This window comes from Nocardia sp. NPDC046763, assembly GCF_040645495.1.
GTDB lineage: Bacteria > Actinomycetota > Actinomycetes > Mycobacteriales > Mycobacteriaceae > Nocardia.
Map to the genome: position 1 here is coordinate 55,971 of NZ_JBEYYI010000022.1, position 16,145 is coordinate 72,115.

Below are 16,145 nucleotides of genomic sequence, written 5' to 3' on the forward strand. Positions count from 1 at the left end.
CGTCTACAGCCGAGGGTCGACCGGCTCGGTCTCCAGGGCCAGGATCGCGAACACCGCCTCGTGGACGCGCCACAGCGGCTCCCGGGCCACGAAGCGGTCCAGGGCCTCCAGGCCCAGGGCGTACTCGCGCAGGGCCATGGAACGCTTGCCGCCGAGGCCACGGGAGCGCAGGCGGTGCAGCTGGTCGGGGCGCAGGTACTCCGGGCCGTAGATGATCCGGAGGTATTCCGGGCCACGGCATTTCACGCCCGGCTGCACCGGCCGGCCGCTGCGGGTGCCGGCGCCGGACACCAGCGAGCCGAGCGGCTTCACCACCATGCCCTCGCCGCCGGCCGCGGTGAGGTCGGTCCACCAGGCCGTCGCGGCGGCCTCGGCCTCGGGGGAGGCGAGGTCGACCAGGCGGCGGCCGGTCGGGGTGAAGAATGCCGGGTCGGCGGCGACCAGGCGGTCGATGTGCTCCAGGTGCCAGTTGTGGTCGCGCCCGGCGCAATTCGCGCCGGCGGCGGCCAGCAGCTGGAACGGGGCCAGGCGCACGCCCTCGAGGCCGTCGGTGGGCCAGCAGTAGCGGCCGTAGGCGGCGGTGAAGGCGTCGACGTCGGCCCGGCGCGCACCCGTGCGCGCGGCGAGATCGCCTGCGTCCAAACCCCGTTCGACCGCGGCCGCCAGCACCTCGGCGGCCCGGCCGAGCGAGGCCCGGGCCGCCGCGCCGACCGCGGCGTACTGGTTGCGCAGCAGCCCCAGCGCCTTGGCCGACCACGGCAGCAGCTCGGTGTCCAGCAGCAGCCAGTCGGTGCCCAGTTCCTCGAACAGCCCGGCGGTTTCGGCTGCCGCCCGCACCCGGGCCAGCAGCGCTTCGGTGCGCGCCGGATCGTCGAAGAATGGGCGGCCGGTGCGGGTGTACACCGCGCCGGTGCTGCCGTCCTCGACGCCGAAGCGGTCTCGCGCCGCCGCGGCCGACCGCGAAACCACCACGACTGCACGCGAACCCATGTGCTTCTCCTCGCACACCACGGTGTCCACGCCCTCGGAGCGGTAGTACTCGAAGGCCTGGGCCGGGTGTTCGAGATAGCCGTCCAGGGTGGAGGTGGCGCACGGCGACATGGTCGGCGGCAGGTACACCAGCCAGCGCGGGTCCACGGCGAAACGGCTCATCACCTCGAGCGCGGCGCTCGCGGCGTCCTCCTGCACGGAGACCCGGCCGAGATGGCGGGTCTCCACCACCCGCCGGCCCAGCACATCGTCCAGGTCCAGTACGCCCGGATCCCGCTGCACCACCGCCTCGCCGGTGGCGAAGGTGGCGGCCTCCAGCGGGCGCACCGGCTCGAACCAGACCTGTTCGGCCGGGACCGACACCGGCTCCCGTTCCGGGTAGCGCAGCGCGGTCAGGCGGCCGCCGAATACCGCGCCGGTGTCCAGACAGAGGGTGTTGTTCACCCACACCAGTTCGGTCATCGGCGTGTGGCCGTAGAGCACCAGCGCCTTGCCGCGGTAGTCGTTGGCCCACGGGTAACGCACCGGCAGCCCGTATTCGTCGGTCTCGCCGGTGGATTCGCCGTACATGGCGAACTCGCGCACCCGGCCCGAGGTGCGACCCTGGTACTGCTCCTTCAGACCGGCGTGCGCGACCACCAGTTTGCCGCCGTCGAGCACGTAGTGGCTGACCAGGCCGCGCATGAATTCCTGTGCGGTCTTGCGGAATTCGGCGTCCTCCGCCTCCAGCTGGGTGAGCGACTCGGCCAGACCGTGCGCCACCGTGACGCGACGGCCGTCGAGCGCGCGCACCAGCTTGAACTCGTGGTTTCCGGTGACGCACAGGGCGTTTCCGGATCCCGCCATGCCCATCACCAGCCGCAGCACGCCGGGCGTATCCGGCCCGCGATCCACCAGATCGCCGACGAACACCGCGGTGCGACCCTCGGCGTGCCGCGCGTCGACCGCACGCCCCTGCGCGTCCCGGGCGATGACATAGCCGAGTTCGCCCAGCAGCGTCTCCAGCTCGCGCCGGCAGCCGTGCACGTCACCGATCACATCGAAAGGCCCGGTGAGATCGGTCTTGTCGTTCCACAGGCGCTCGTCCGCGATGGTGGCGGCCTCGATCTCCTCGACGCCCTTCAGCACATGCACCTTGCGGAAGCCCTCGCGCTCCAGGAACTTCAGCGAGCGCCGCAGATCGCGCTGGTGGCGCCCCACCACGTGCGGTCCCAGATCGGCGCGATCCACCCGCAGCGCATTGCGCTGCACGCACACCGCTTCCGGCACGTCCAGCACGATCGCCACCGGCAGGACATCGTGCGCCCGCGCCAGCTCCACCAGCGCCTGCCGTGCCTTGGGCTGCACATTGGTGGCGTCGATGACGGTGCGCAGCCCGCGCCGCAGGCGCACGCCCGCCACGTGGTGCAGCAGTTCGAACGCCTCGGCCGTCACCGACTGATCGGCCTCGTCATCGCTCACCAGCCCTCGGTAGGCATCCGACGACAGCACCGCCGTCGACCGGAAGTGCTTGTGCGCGAACGTGGATTTCCCGGAGCCGCTGCTGCCGATCAACACGACCAGCGACAACACCGGAACGGACAGCTCTGCCATTACGCGGCTCCTCTCTCATCGCCGTCACCGTTCTTCACATCCCGTTTGGTGAACACAGCCATCTGTGTCGACGCCCCCACTTCCGCATCCTCGGGCCCGATCGGCTCGAATCGCACGGCGTACCCGTACGAGCCACCGACCCGGTGTGCCCAGTCCGCGAATTCTGCCCGGCTCCACTCGAATCGGTGATCCGAATGCCGGAAAGCATCCGCCGCGAGCCCCTCGTAGCGCACGTTGTATTCGCTGTTCGGCGTGGTCACGACAATCGCGCCCGGAGCCGCCGCTCCGAACACCGCCTGCTCCAACGCCTTCAGTCGTGGCGCGTCCACATGCTCGATCACCTCCATGAGCACCGCCGCGTCATAGCCCTGCAGCGAGACATCGGTATACGTGAGCGCCCCCTGCCGCACAGTCACCCGTCGCGACTGCCACTCGGGCAGCCGCCGCAGCCGCCGCGCCGCGATCTTCAACTCCCGCATCGACACATCGATACCCACGATCTCGCTGAAGGACCGGTCCGCCACCAGCTCTCGCAACAAAGAACCCTGCCCGCATCCGAGATCCAGCACCCGGCGCGCCCCGACCTCCAGCAGCGCGCGATGTACTGCCGCCCGCCGCAGGACCGCCAGCGAGGGCCCGTGCTCATCCGTGTGACGGGAATCTGTTGCGCCCGGCGCGATATCGGAGATCGACGGGATCAGCTCCGTAGTCGCCGAATCTGCGCAGGAGACACGCGCCCCGTTGGACAGGCCTGCGTCGACCCGAGACCCCTGAGCGTCCGCCGGGGCCTGATCGGAGTCGGTGGCGTCCTCGTCGAAATCCTCCTCGATCGCGCCGAGCTCCTCCGGCTCCTCGTCGTCCAGCTCCGCCAGGCGCGCCAGGGCCGTACGGATAAGGGTGTGGCGCCTTGTCAGGTAGCGACGGGTGATCCACTCGCGTTCCGGGTGATCGGTGAGCCAGCCCTCGCCGAAGCGGAGCAGCTTGTCGATCTCGGCTGTGTCGAGCCAGTAGTGCTTGCTGCCGTCGAGGACGGGCAACAGCACGTACAGGTGGGACAGGGCCTCGGCCAGCCGCAGGGTTCCGGTGAGTTCGAGGCGCAGGTAGTGGGAGTCGCCCCAGTCCGGGAAGGCGGGATCCAGGGGGAGGGGAGTGGCCGTCACGGCCCAGCCCAGAGGTGCGAAGACCCGCTCGGCGTATTCCGACCCGCCCTTGCACGGCACCGCCGGAAGTTCGATACGCAACGGCAGCGCGGTCTCGGCCAGTTCCGGCCGCTGCGCGCAGCGGCCGTGCAGGGCGCTGCCGAATACCGTCGAAATTGCCACCGACAGTAGGGAAGACGCAGCATACGGCCGATCGTTTACATACTGACTCAGGCTGAATTCAGGTGTGCCCTTCGACTTTCCGCGTACCAATCGCACCGGATCGATTTCCAGCATCAGCGCGACCGTGCACCGCTCGTCCCCGGCCTCCGGGTAGAGCACGTGCGCGACGCCGTAGGACTGCTCGAAAGTCTGTATGCGCGAAGGATTCTTGTGCAGCAGGTACCCCAGGTCGGTGGCAGGCCACTCGGCTCCCGCGGGTCGCGTACAAGAAATCGTCACCAGCATCCTGAGATGCTCCCGTATGCCGAAGACGGCCGCAAACATATTTCTGTCCGAAGAAGGTGCTGTGAAGAAGGTGCTGCGTTGTCCAGGAATTGTTACGGGCCGGTCGCGATCTCTCCCTAAACGGTTACCGCGCAGGACAGTTGCGATCACACTCGAAAAGGTTGGTCCGGGGGAGGATCTCGCCGGTATTCCGGCAGCGTGACGCGAAACTTCGCTCAGTACACGGCAATAGGCCATCCGCCACCGGGCCCGAACTGCTAGGACGGGGGTGGCTGGATGCGCCGATCTGATCCGATAGTCCGGCGCGGTTACGCCGGACGGTTGTCGATGGTCTCGGTCGCGGTGCTGGTGAGCGCCTGCGCGATCGCGGGTGCGCCGCGGCCGGTGACACCGGAACTGGGAAGTCTCGATCTCGGTGGCTACAGTGGCCGTCCCCTGCCCGCACCCCGGGACGCCGGGGAAGCCTATGGCCGCCTGCGGGAATCGGTGCGGATGGCCGACGCCGTTGTCGCACCGCGCACGTTCGACCCGGCGCTGTCGTGGACGTCGGCCATCCCGGTGCCGACACCGGCGGACGCGGTCGGCATCCTCGCGGACGCCACCCGCGAGACCCTGGCCGCGCACGGGATGCTGGCGGGATTCAGCATCGGCGGCACCGACGATGCGAGCGGAATTCCCCGGATCGGTACGTCGCGATCGGTGCGCATCACGGTCCTGCGCATGCGGGACAATATGACGGCCATCGACGCGGCCGAGCAGATCGATTCGCGCGACTTCGCCGTCAATCGCGACAATGTCGTCGTCCCGTTCACCGAATACTTTGCGACCCACGGTCATTGGCGCACCTACGAGCCGACGCTCGCCGCCACCCTCGCGCACGGCCCGTACGTGGTGACCCTGTACGTCACCAATCCGACCACCGATCGGGCCGCGTTGCAGGCCCTGGCCGAAAAGGCCTTCGACGCGGAACTCCCGCGACTGGACGCCTTCGTGCCCACACCGGCCGAGGCGGTGTCGGCACTACCGCTCGACCCGGACGGCATGCTGAGCCGCCTGCTGCCCGCGGCGCCCGGGCAATGGCCCTACCCCGAGTTGTTTCAGGACGAGCACGGGCTCATCGCGGGTTGGGGCGGATACCGGCGCGCGACCGGGATCGCGTACGGCCCCGTCGCCGCCGATCTGTGGATCAATCGGCCCGGCGACGCCGTACGCATCCCCGTCGAGGGCATCGCCGTCACGGATCATGCTCGGCTGCTTCGCTTTCCCGATGCCGTCGCCGCGCGGCACGCGCTGACACGGTTGTCCGAACCGACCGCGAACGGGGCCACCGTGAGCGCGCCGGCCGGCGTACCCGACGCGGTCTGTCTGCGGGACCCCGACCCCGATCCCCGAGTGCCCGACCGGCAATACTCCTGCCTCGTGCTGGACGGGCGCTACCTGGCACTGGTCTCCGGCGCGACCGAAGAGAAGGTGCATCGGATGGCGGTGGCGCAGTACGCGTTGCTGGTCTCGGGCCGGTAGCGTCGGCGCCGCCGAGACCCGCGCGGCCGTGCCCTCCCCGGCGAATACCCACCCCGCCGTGTAGGTTCGGCGCGGCGTCGCAATCTCTGCGGCAATCCGGACCGGACGGACAGGAGCGGGAATGCGCTTGGTGGGCAAGGTCGGTGTGATCGGTGCGGTCGCGGCCGCCACGGTGCTGGCCGCGGGTTGCGGCAGCAGCAGTGACAACAAGGCGGCGTCGACCACCACGGCCACCGCCGCGACCAGCGCGGCCGCCACCACGACGACCCAGAGCAAGGGCCGCGAGTGCACCGCCGACGACATCAAGGTCGACGGCGGCTTCGGCCAGGCTCCCAAGATCACCATCCCGGACGACTGCGACCCGCCCAAGCAGCTCATCGTCAAGGACCTGGTCGCGGGCAGCGGCCCCGCCGCCAAGGCCGGGGACGAGCTGACCATGAATTACACGCTGGTCACCTGGTCGGACAAGAAGGTCCTCGACAGTTCCTTCACCCGCGGTGAGCCCTTCGATCTGCCGCTCGGCGCGGGCAAGGTCATCAAGGGCTGGGACCAGGGCCTGGTCGGCGTCCAGCAGGGCGCGCGCCGGCTGCTCATCGTCCCGCCCGACCTGGGCTACGGCGCCGGCGGCCGCGGCATGAAACCGTACGAGACGCTGGTCTTCGTCACCGACGCCGTGAAGGTCGGTAGCTGAGAGAACCCGCGGGTACCAGGGCGACCGGTCGACCGACCGGCGTCGCGATGCCCCGTGCAGTGACCGGTTACACGGCCCGTGGGGCCGTCAACTAACCTGGTCGGGATGCGTTCGGGGGGAACCTAGACGTCAACCATGAACTACGAACAAGGAGCATGTCCGTGAAGAGCACCGTCGAGCAGCTGAGCCCGACTCGGGTCCGCATCAATGTCGAGGTGCCCTTCGAGGAGCTGAAGCCGGACTTCGACCGCGCGTACAAGGCTCTCGCGCAGCAGGTCCGGATCCCGGGCTTCCGTCCGGGCAAGGCGCCGGCCAAGCTTCTCGAGGCCCGTATCGGCCGCGGCGCCGTTCTGGAGCAGGTCGTCAACGATGTGCTGCCCAAGCGCTACAGCGAGGCCGTCGTCGCCACCGAGGCCAAGGTCATCGGCCAGCCGGAAATCGAGATCACCAAGATCGAGGACGGCGAGGAGCTGGCCTTCACCGCCGAGGTCGATATCCGCCCGGAGATCACCCTGCCGGAGTTCTCCTCCATCGCCGTCTCGGTCGACCCGATCGAGATCACCGACGAGGACATCGATGAGCAGCTGCAGTCGCTGCGTCAGCGCTTCGGCACCCTGAAGTCGGTCGAGCGTGCCATCGAGAACGGCGACTTCGTTTCCATCGACCTGTCCGCCACCGTCGACGGCGAGACCGTCGAGGAGGCCTCCACCACCGGCCTGTCCCACGAGGTCGGCTCCGGCCAGCTCATCGAGGGCCTTGACGAGGCCCTGATCGGCGTGAAGGAGGGCGAGTCCAAGGACTTCACCTCCAAGCTGGTCGCTGGCGAGCACGCCGACAAGGAAGCGGTCATCACCGTGACCGTGCAGTCGGTCAAGGAGCGCGAGCTGCCCGAGGCCGACGACGAGTTCGCCCAGCTGGCAAGCGAATTCGACACCATCGACGAGCTGAAGGAAGACCTGAAGACCCGCGTCGAGCGCGTCAAGAAGGTCCAGCAGGCCGGCGAGATCCGCGACAAGGTGCTCGAGCACCTGCTCGAGACCGTCGAGATCCCGCTGCCGGAGGGTGTCGTCAAGGCCGAGATCGACGCCGTCGAGCACGACGCCGTCCACGGCTTCGACCACGACGAGGCCAAGCTGGCCGAGGCCCTCGAGGCCCAGGGCTCCTCCCTCGAGGAGTTCAAGAAGGACACCAAGGAAGCCGCCGAGAAGTCGGTCAAGACCCAGCTGCTGCTGGATGCGGTCGCCGAGGCCGAGAACACCCAGGTCGGCCAGGACGAGCTGTACGAGCGGATCATTTTCCAGGCGCAGCGCTACGGCATGTCGCCCGATCAGTTCATCCAGCAGATCCAGCAGGCGGGTCAGCTGGGCGCGGTCTTCGCCGACGTGCGCCGCGGTAAGGCCCTCGCCGGTGTCGTGGTCCAGGCCGCCGTCACCGACACCGCCGGCAACGTCGTGGACACCGCCGAGATGTTCGGCAACCCGGCCGCGGAGGCCGAGGAGGTTTCCGCCGAGGAGCTCGCCACCGTCGCCGACGCGACCGAGGCCGCCGAGGCCGAGGCCGAGTAGTAGATGCCGACACCCCGATGTCCGGGGTTCTCGGGTGACACCCCGAGAACCCCGAACGCGGGAACGCGGGGTGTTGACGTAAGTTTGCGCTGTGAGCGAAGCAGGGCGGTACCGGGAGTTCGGTGCCGCCCTGCTTCGTTAGGGTTTGTGTGAGCGAATCAGTAGGGGCTTGTTAACCGAGCCGTTGAGAGAGGGCAGGTATCCGTGACAATTCATCAGGCAGGGGTGCACATGACATCCGCGACTGCTGGTCTGAACCTCAGTGATTCGGTGTACGAGCGCCTGCTGCGCGAGCGCATCATCTTCCTGGGTACTCAGGTCGACGACGACATCGCCAACAAGCTGTGCGCGCAGATCCTCCTGTTGTCGGCCGAGGACCCGAGCAAGGACATCTCGCTGTACATCAACTCCCCGGGCGGTTCGGTGACAGCGGGGATGGCCATCTACGACACAATGCAGTTCGCCGAATGCGACGTCGCGACGTATGGCATGGGCCTGGCCGCCTCCATGGGCCAGTTCCTGCTCGCCGCCGGCGCCAAGGGCAAGCGGTACGCGCTGCCGCACGCGCGGATCATGATGCACCAGCCCTCCGCCGGTCTGGGCGGTTCCGCCGCTGACATCGCCATTCAGGCCGAGCAGTTCGCCTACACCAAGCGCGAACTCAATGAGTTGCAGTCGCTGCACACCGGCAAGTCCGTCGAGCAGGTGACCGCCGATGCCGACCGCGACCGCTGGTTCACCGCCGCAGAGGCGCTCGACTACGGGTTCATCGACCACGTGATCACCCACGCGAGCCAGGCGAACGGCAGCAGCCGCAAATAGTTCCGCAGCCATCACACAGACTTTGGAGTGACACGTATGTCCAACATGATCGATCCCGGGGCCGCGGGCATCACCTTCGCCGCCGCCGGCAACCTGCCTCAGTCGCGCTATATCCTGCCGCAGTTCACCGAGCAGACCAGCTTCGGCCAGAAGGTCTCGGACCCGTACAACAAGCTCTTCGAGGAGCGGATCATCTTCCTGGGCAACCAGGTTGACGATGTGTCGGCCAACGACATCATGGCCCAGCTGCTGGTGCTCGAGTCGCAGGACCCGGACCGCGACATCACCATGTACATCAACTCGCCCGGTGGTTCCTTCACCGCGCTGATGGCCATCTACGACACCATGCAGTACGTGCGCGCCGACGTCGCCACCGTCTGCCTGGGCCAGGCCGCCTCGGCAGCGGCCGTGCTGCTCGCCGCCGGCGCCCCCGGCAAGCGTGCCGCGCTGCCCAACGCCCGCGTCCTGATCCACCAGCCGTCCACCTCGGGCGGCATCCAGGGCCAGGTCTCCGACCTCGAGATCCAGGCCGCCGAGATCGAGCGCATGCGTCGCCTCATGGAGACCACGCTGGCGCGCCACACCGGCAAGGACGCGGATACCATCCGCAAGGACACCGACCGGGACAAGATCCTGACCGCAGACGAGGCGCAGGAGTACGGGATCGTCGACCAGGTCTTCCAGTACCGCAAGCTCAGCGCTCAGAAGTGAGCTGGGCGGGTGGCGGGGTTCTGTGTGTCCCAGGCGTCCCCGCCACCCCGGCAGGGGTGAGCCCACGCACATGTCCGGCGAGAAACGTGCCCAAGTTGTCGACCTCGGTCAGCCGAAGCGGGTACGGTCACTCTAGGGACCTTTGCTCGTGGTTGTCGGCTCTGCCTCTGCATCCAACACAGCTTTTGGATACACACACAAGCTTTTGGATACACACAGCCGAATTGCCGGATCCGCAAACTCAGGGGTCACGGCTTACGCTCGAAGAAGGCAGCTCGCCGGCAGCCGGGGACAGACGGTTGCACGCGGACAAGGAAGTAGGGACCCAGGAGATGGCGCGCATCGGTGATGGCGGCGATCTGTTGAAGTGCTCTTTCTGCGGAAAGAGCCAGAAGCAGGTCAAGAAGCTCATTGCGGGACCGGGGGTGTACATCTGCGACGAGTGCATCGACCTCTGCAATGAGATCATCGAGGAAGAGCTCGCCGAATCCAGCGAGGTCAAGCTCGACGAATTGCCCAAACCCGCGGAAATCCGGGATTTCCTGGAGCAGTACGTGATCGGGCAGGACGCCGCGAAACGAACCCTCGCAGTGGCGGTTTACAACCACTACAAGCGGATTCAGGCCGGCGACAAGGGTCGCGACTCCCGGGGTGAACCGGTCGAGTTGGCCAAGTCCAACATTCTCATGCTCGGCCCGACGGGCTGTGGCAAGACCTATCTGGCGCAGACGCTGGCCAAGATGCTGAACGTGCCGTTCGCCATCGCGGACGCCACCGCGCTCACCGAGGCCGGCTATGTCGGCGAGGATGTCGAGAACATCCTGCTGAAGCTGATCCAGGCCGCCGACTACGACGTGAAGCGCGCCGAGACCGGCATCATCTACATCGACGAGGTCGACAAGATCGCCCGCAAGTCGGAGAACCCGTCCATCACCCGTGACGTGTCCGGTGAGGGCGTGCAGCAGGCGCTGCTGAAGATCCTGGAGGGCACGCAGGCGTCGGTGCCGCCGCAGGGCGGCCGCAAGCACCCGCACCAGGAGTTCATCCAGATCGACACCACCAATGTGCTGTTCATCGTGGCGGGCGCGTTCGCCGGTCTGGAGAAGATCGTCCAGGATCGAGTCGGCAAGCGCGGCATCGGTTTCGGCGCGGAGGTCCGGTCCAAGGCCGAGATCGACACCGCTGATCACTTCGCCGACGTGATGCCCGAGGACCTGATCAAGTTCGGTCTGATCCCCGAGTTCATCGGCCGCCTCCCCGTCGTCGCCTCGGTCACCAACCTGGACAAGGACTCGCTGGTCCGCATCCTGGGTGAGCCGAAGAACGCCCTGGTGAAGCAGTACGTGCGCCTGTTCGAAATGGACGGCGTGGATCTGGAGTTCACCCAGGACGCCCTGGAAGCCGTTGCGGATCAGGCGATCCTGCGCGGCACCGGCGCCCGCGGCCTGCGCGCCATCATGGAGGAGGTGCTCCTCCCGGTCATGTACGACATCCCCAGCCGCGATGATGTCGCCAAGGTGGTCGTCAATGCCGACACGGTGAACGACAACGTCCTCCCGACGATCGTCCCGCGCAAGCGCCAGACCCCGGAGCGCCGCGAGAAGTCGGCGTAAGGCCCTTCCACAAGCAAAGAAACCGGCTCCGTGAGAATCCCTCTCGCGGAGCCGGTTTCGTTCTCTCGCCACGCGGCCGCCTGCATGCCTGCGGAATTGCGCTGATGGTGGACCTGACTATCGACGCTGAACCAGCGGTCAGTCCACACCGACGGTGCCGTGGGCAGGGGCACCGGTCTCGCGGTAGGTCGCGAGGATCACGCCCTTCGACGTGACACGGGATTCGGTCAGGGTGAAGGCGGTGGGGCGAGCGTTCTCGGGGAAGAGTCGCTTGCCGGCGCCGAGGATGACCGGGAACGTGTAGATGTTCAAGGTATCGACGAGGTCGGCGGCGAGGAGGGAGCGGACGAGGGCGCCGCTGCGGTGGACGGATGCTTCGTCGCCGTAGGGTGCGCGGTCCAGCCGCCGCGTGCGAAACCTTCCTCGGCCTACCCGGTGCTCGATAGACACCGTCGAGGGTGACGAACTCGGTGGCCGACAGTTCCATGCGTGTTCTGCTGTGGGCCGTCCGTTTACGGAAAGCCAGGGAGTCGGTGACGGTCGGTGGAGCCGATCGCGCCCGTTGCGAGAATCGCCGTTGATCCTCCGTGGTTCGCCGTTGAACCTTTACTCCGTTACTCCAGAAATCGGTGTGGTCGGGTCACCTGTTACGACGGGGCGACGTCCTCGATTTCATCGGCATCGGGGCAAGAGAATTTCGCGGCGGGTGAGGTCAGCGGCGAGGGAATTTGAAGGTGAAGGGGGCGGGCTCGGGGACCGGGAAGCGTTCGCGCGGGGCGACCAGCAGAATGGCCAGGCCGAGGGCGGGCATGGCCAGCGCCGCCAGCAGTTCGAGGGTGAAGTTGAGTCCGCTCAGCGTCTCCGGGCGGTGGAAGGCGTGGTAGATGAAGTGCGGCACGCCGAAAACCAGCCAGCCCAGTCCGCTGACGCGCGCGATGACGCTGTCGCGGTAGTAGAGCGCGGCGCCGGAGATGGCGCCCAGGGCCAGGAAGAAGGCCCCCACGTCACCGGCCAGGTGGTGGTTGTACGGGCCGTCGGCGCGTACCCAGTGCAGGCCGAATCCGGGGAAGCTGGTGTAGAACGATTCGGGTGCCACGACGGCCCACAGGCCGGTGATCACGCCCGTGGCGGCGAGCACGCCGAGCATGATGAGCAGGGCGATCCAGCGCCGCCGGTTGATCTCCAGCCGCATGCTGACCCGCACACCGTCACCGGTGCCGCGCAACGAGATTCGCACAGGCCCTCCCGCCCTCGCCGAATCACTGTGCTGACACCGTAGTTCGGGGAGCGGGAGGGGACAACCCCGTGGGTCAGATCTGCTCCATCTTCATGTCGTCCGGACCCCAGTAGGCCTTCATACTGATGATCTTGCCCTCGTCGTTCAGTTCCATCACGTCGATGGGCGAGAGGGTCATGCGGTGCCCGTTGGACACGGTGACGAGCGTGAAGGACGCCGCCACCTTGTTGCCCGCCACCTTGACGGTGTGCAGTTCGGTCTCGCGGTCGAGGTTCTCCAGGGCCTTGTACATCTCGCCGATGGCCTCGTGGCCGCGGCGCTCCGGCGTCCCGATCGGATCCTCGATCACCGCGTCCTCGGCGTACAGGTCCACGATCGCCGACGTGGGCCCGGTGGCCACCAGCTTCACGTACTGCTCGACCACATCGCGGGGCTGCACTGCCATGGATGACTCCCATCAAGAATTGAAACGTGTTCTATTGCGGAGAGTAACAGCCGGAACGCGCAAAAGAACCCCGCTGCCTCACCCTGTGGAACGGGCCGATCACATCGCGAGGCGGTCCTCACCGGTGTACACGTTCATGGTTTCGCCGCGCAGGAAGCCGACCAGCGTGAGGCCGGCGTCGGCGGCGAGATCCACGGCCAGTGAGCTGGGGGCGGACACCGCGCCCATGACCGGAATGCCCGCCATGATGGCCTTCTGCACCAGCTCGAAGGAGGCCCGGCCGCTGACCATGAGAACGAGATCGTGTGCGGGGAGCCGATTCTCGCGGATCGCCCAGCCGATCAGCTTGTCCACGGCATTGTGGCGGCCGATGTCCTCGCGCACGGCCAGCGCCTCGCCCTCGGGGGTGAACAGGCCCGCCGCGTGCAACCCGCCGGTGGCGTCGAAAACCTGCTGGCGGGAACGCAGTTCGTCGGGCAGCTTGGCGAGGGTGTGCACGTCGACGCGGAGCGAATCCGCGGGGATGGCGTGCCGGATCCGGGTGCGGACCTCGTCGAGGGCGGCTTTGCCGCACAGTCCGCACGAACTGTTGGTCAGAAAGGGCCTGGGCTGCACCGCGACCGGGGTCCGGAGCTGGATGTCCAGCACGTTGTAGGTGTTCTGCCCGTTCTCGTCGGTGCCGGCGCAGTAGCGGGCGCTGACGATGTCCGCGGCCGTGTCGATGACGCCCTCGGCGTAGAGGAAGCCGTGCACGAGGTCGATATCCGCGCCCGGGGTGCGCATGGTGATCGTCAGCGACTGCCCGCCCACGCGGATTTCGAGCGGTTCCTCCACGGCCAGGGTGTCGGGCCGGGTGACGGTGCCGCTGGGGGAGATGCGCAGTGTGCGGCGGCGCGCGGTGACCCTGCTCATACGATCGTGTGGGTGTGGCGTTCCAGGCGGATGGTGACCGCCTTGGAGACGGGCGTATTGGAACGCCGGGCGACGTGGTCCAGCGGGATCAGGGGGTTGGTCTCGGGGTAGTAGGCGGCGGCATTGCCACGCGGGGTCTTGTAGGCGACCAGGCGGAAGCCGGTCACGCTGCGCTCGGTGCCGTCGTCGAACTCGGAGATGACGTCCACCAGATCGTCCTCGGCGAAACCGAGGGCGGCGATGTCCTCCGGATGGACCAGCACGACGCGCCGCCCGTTGTGGATGCCGCGGTAGCGGTCGTCCAGGCCGTAGATGGTGGTGTTGTACTGGTCGTGGCTGCGCAGGGTCTGCAGGATGAGCCGGCCCTCGGGGACCGGCAGCCAGTGCAGGTCGTTGACGGCGAAATTGGCCTTGCCGGTGGCGGTCCGGAATTCGCGGGCGTCGCGCGGCGGGTGCGGGAGCTGGAAGCCGTTGCGGCCGCGCACCTTCCGGTTGTAGTCGGCGCAGCCGGGTACCACCCGGGCGATGGCGTCGCGGATCCTGTCGTAGTCGCGCCGGAACTCGCCCCACGGCACGGAGTGGCCCGGACCGAACACGGCCTCGGCCAGCTCGCACACGATTGCGACCTCGCTGCGCAGCTGGTCGCTCACCGGGTCCAGCCGACCGGTGGACAGGTGCACCATGGACATCGAGTCCTCGACCGAAACCTGCTGGCGCACACCGTCCTGCAGGTCCGCGTCGGTGCGGCCCAGGGTGGGCAGGATCAGGGCGGTGCGCCCGTGCACCACATGGCTGCGATTGAGTTTGGTCGACACCTGCACGGTCAGTGCGCAATTGCGCAGTGCGGCCTCGGTGACCTCGGTGTCGGGGGTGGCGGAGACGAAGTTGCCGCCCATGCCGAAGAACACCGTGCCGCGGCCGTCGCGCATGGCCCGGATGGCATTGACGGTGTCCCAGCCGTGTTCGCGCGGGCTGGTGATGCCGAATTCACGGTCCAGGGCGTCGAGGAAGGCGTCGGGCATCTTCTCCCAGATGCCCATGGTGCGGTCGCCCTGCACATTGGAGTGGCCGCGCACCGGGCACACGCCCGCGCCGGGCTTGCCGATCATGCCCCGCAGCAACAGCAGGTTGGTGCCCTCCTCGATGGTGGCGACGCCGTGTACCTGCTGGGTGAGGCCCATGGCCCAGCAGACGATGGTGGCCTTGGATTCGGCCAGCAGCTGGGCGGTGCGGTCCAGGTCCGCGCGGCTGAGGCCGGTGGCCTGCTCGACAAGGCCGAGATCGACCGCGCGCATGTGCTTTTCGTATTCGGCGAAGCTCGCGGTGTGCGTATCGACGAAGGCGCGGTCCACGACCGTGCCGGGCGCCCGGTCCTCGGCCTCGAACAGCAGCTTGGCCAGGCCCTGGAACAGGGCCATGTCGCCGCCGAGGCGGATCTGCAGGAAATCGTCGGCGATGGTGATGCCGCCGGTGAAGCCCTTGACGGTCTGTGGGTCCTTGAAGCCGATGAGACCGGTCTCCGGTAGTGGGTTGATCGCGATCACGGTGGCCCCGTGCGCCTTCGCCTCGCCGAGCGCGGACAGCATGCGCGGATGGTTGGTGCCGGGGTTCTGCCCGGCCACGATGATGAGGTCGGCCTTCGAGAAGTCGTCGATGGTCACCGAGCCCTTGCCGATGCCGATCGAGCCGGTGAGCGCGGTGCCCGAGGATTCGTGGCACATATTGGAGCAGTCGGGCAGGTTGTTGGTGCCGAAGCTGCGGACCAGCAACTGGTAGAGGAACGCCGTCTCGTTGGCGGTGCGGCCGGAGGTGTAGAAGACGGCCTCGTCGGGGGAGTCCAGGCCGCGCAGGGTGTCGGCGATGAGGCGGTAGGCCTCGTCCCAGCCGATCGGGGAGTAGTGGGTGTCGCCCTCGCGCAGCACCATCGGGTGGGTGAGCCGGCCCTGCTGGCCGAGCCAGTAGCCGGACTTTGCGGCCAGGTCCTCGAGGGAGTGCGCGGCGAAGAACGCCGGGGTGACGGTGCGCAGGGTCGCCTCCTCGGCGACGGCCTTGGCGCCGTTCTCACAGAACTCCGCGGGTCGACGCCGACCGGTCGGTTCTGGCCAGGCGCAGCCCGGACAGTCGAACCCGTGCCGCTGATTGACCCGGGCCAGCGTGCGCGCGGTGCGCACCACACCCATCTCCTCGACGGCGCGCTCCAGTGCGACGGTGACCGCTTTGACGCCCGCGGCCTCGGTCTTCGGTGCGGTGACGGTCAGCGCGGACTCGTCGATATCGCTCTTCGGCGCGGCACGATGCATGGTCCCGATTGTCCTCTCCGGCGCGATGGGGCGTCCCAGTCGATACCCGCATCGTAGGGCGCGAAACGCGCGAGCCAGCGGACTGGTCGGTCTCGGGTGTGAACGCGGGTGATCACTATCGCGATAGACAAGGCGGCG

13 protein-coding genes are annotated in these 16,145 nt (G+C 67.8%); 6 read left to right on the forward strand and 7 right to left on the reverse strand.

All coding sequences use genetic code 11. The features are described 5' to 3' along the window. Nucleotides 1-3: 3 nt before the first annotated feature. Nucleotides 4-2,583, reverse strand: coding sequence for a polynucleotide kinase-phosphatase (locus ABZ909_RS30085; RefSeq protein ID WP_357006117.1), 2,580 nt, complete (start codon nucleotides 2,581-2,583; stop codon nucleotides 4-6). Next, a complete protein-coding gene (locus ABZ909_RS30090; protein WP_357006120.1) occupies nucleotides 2,583-4,190 on the reverse strand; it encodes a 3' terminal RNA ribose 2'-O-methyltransferase Hen1 in 1,608 nt (535 codons plus the stop codon). The genes ABZ909_RS30085 and ABZ909_RS30090 overlap by 1 nt, the downstream gene beginning before the upstream one ends. 276 nt (nucleotides 4,191-4,466) lie before the next feature. Here ABZ909_RS30090 and ABZ909_RS30095 point away from each other — a divergent pair, with 276 nt between their 5' ends. The 6 genes from ABZ909_RS30095 (at nucleotide 4,467) to clpX (ending at nucleotide 11,113) form a co-directional block, all read left to right on the forward strand. Beyond that, on the forward strand, nucleotides 4,467-5,711 hold the full coding sequence (locus ABZ909_RS30095) for a hypothetical protein (RefSeq protein WP_357006121.1): 1,245 nt from the start codon (nucleotides 4,467-4,469) through the stop codon (nucleotides 5,709-5,711). Between the two features lie 121 nt (nucleotides 5,712-5,832). Beyond that, on the forward strand, nucleotides 5,833-6,402 hold the full coding sequence (locus tag ABZ909_RS30100; protein WP_357006124.1) for an FKBP-type peptidyl-prolyl cis-trans isomerase: 570 nt from the start codon (nucleotides 5,833-5,835) through the stop codon (nucleotides 6,400-6,402). Nucleotides 6,403-6,563: 161 nt separating this feature from the next. Beyond that, entirely contained in the window at nucleotides 6,564-7,967 is a 1,404-nt protein-coding gene (tig, locus tag ABZ909_RS30105; RefSeq protein WP_357006127.1) for a trigger factor, read from the forward strand. 231 nt (nucleotides 7,968-8,198) lie between these two features. Further along, nucleotides 8,199-8,789, forward strand: coding sequence for an ATP-dependent Clp protease proteolytic subunit (locus tag ABZ909_RS30110; RefSeq protein WP_357006129.1), 591 nt, complete (start codon nucleotides 8,199-8,201; stop codon nucleotides 8,787-8,789). Nucleotides 8,790-8,825: 36 nt separating this feature from the next. Continuing rightward, nucleotides 8,826-9,500, forward strand: a complete 675-nt coding sequence (locus tag ABZ909_RS30115; RefSeq protein WP_357006132.1) for an ATP-dependent Clp protease proteolytic subunit — start codon at nucleotides 8,826-8,828, stop codon at nucleotides 9,498-9,500. Between the two features lie 332 nt (nucleotides 9,501-9,832). Next, nucleotides 9,833-11,113 (forward strand): ATP-dependent Clp protease ATP-binding subunit ClpX, encoded by a 1,281-nt coding sequence (gene clpX, locus ABZ909_RS30120; RefSeq protein ID WP_357006134.1) that lies wholly within the window; start codon nucleotides 9,833-9,835, stop codon nucleotides 11,111-11,113. Between the two features lie 138 nt (nucleotides 11,114-11,251). Here the strand turns inward: clpX and ABZ909_RS30125 are convergent, their stop codons facing one another. The 5 genes from ABZ909_RS30125 to ABZ909_RS30145 all read right to left on the reverse strand — a co-directional run bounded on the left by ABZ909_RS30125 (nucleotide 11,252) and on the right by ABZ909_RS30145 (nucleotide 16,007). Next, nucleotides 11,252-11,563 carry a dihydrofolate reductase family protein gene (locus tag ABZ909_RS30125; protein WP_357006137.1) on the reverse strand — a complete coding sequence of 104 codons (312 nt, stop codon included), beginning with the start codon at nucleotides 11,561-11,563 and terminating at the stop codon, nucleotides 11,252-11,254. 262 nt (nucleotides 11,564-11,825) lie between these two features. After that, entirely contained in the window at nucleotides 11,826-12,350 is a 525-nt protein-coding gene (locus ABZ909_RS30130) for a hypothetical protein (protein ID WP_357006140.1), read from the reverse strand. 73 nt (nucleotides 12,351-12,423) lie between these two features. Next, nucleotides 12,424-12,795: a nuclear transport factor 2 family protein gene (locus tag ABZ909_RS30135; RefSeq protein ID WP_357006143.1), complete on the reverse strand. Its 372-nt coding sequence runs from the start codon at nucleotides 12,793-12,795 to the stop codon at nucleotides 12,424-12,426. Nucleotides 12,796-12,894: 99 nt separating this feature from the next. Then, nucleotides 12,895-13,707, reverse strand: a complete 813-nt coding sequence (gene fdhD / locus ABZ909_RS30140; RefSeq protein WP_357006146.1) for a formate dehydrogenase accessory sulfurtransferase FdhD — start codon at nucleotides 13,705-13,707, stop codon at nucleotides 12,895-12,897. Next, complete coding sequence (locus ABZ909_RS30145) at nucleotides 13,704-16,007, reverse strand: FdhF/YdeP family oxidoreductase (protein WP_357006148.1); 2,304 nt, start codon at nucleotides 16,005-16,007, stop codon at nucleotides 13,704-13,706. The genes fdhD and ABZ909_RS30145 overlap by 4 nt, the downstream gene beginning before the upstream one ends. Between the last annotated feature and the right edge of the window lie 138 nt (nucleotides 16,008-16,145).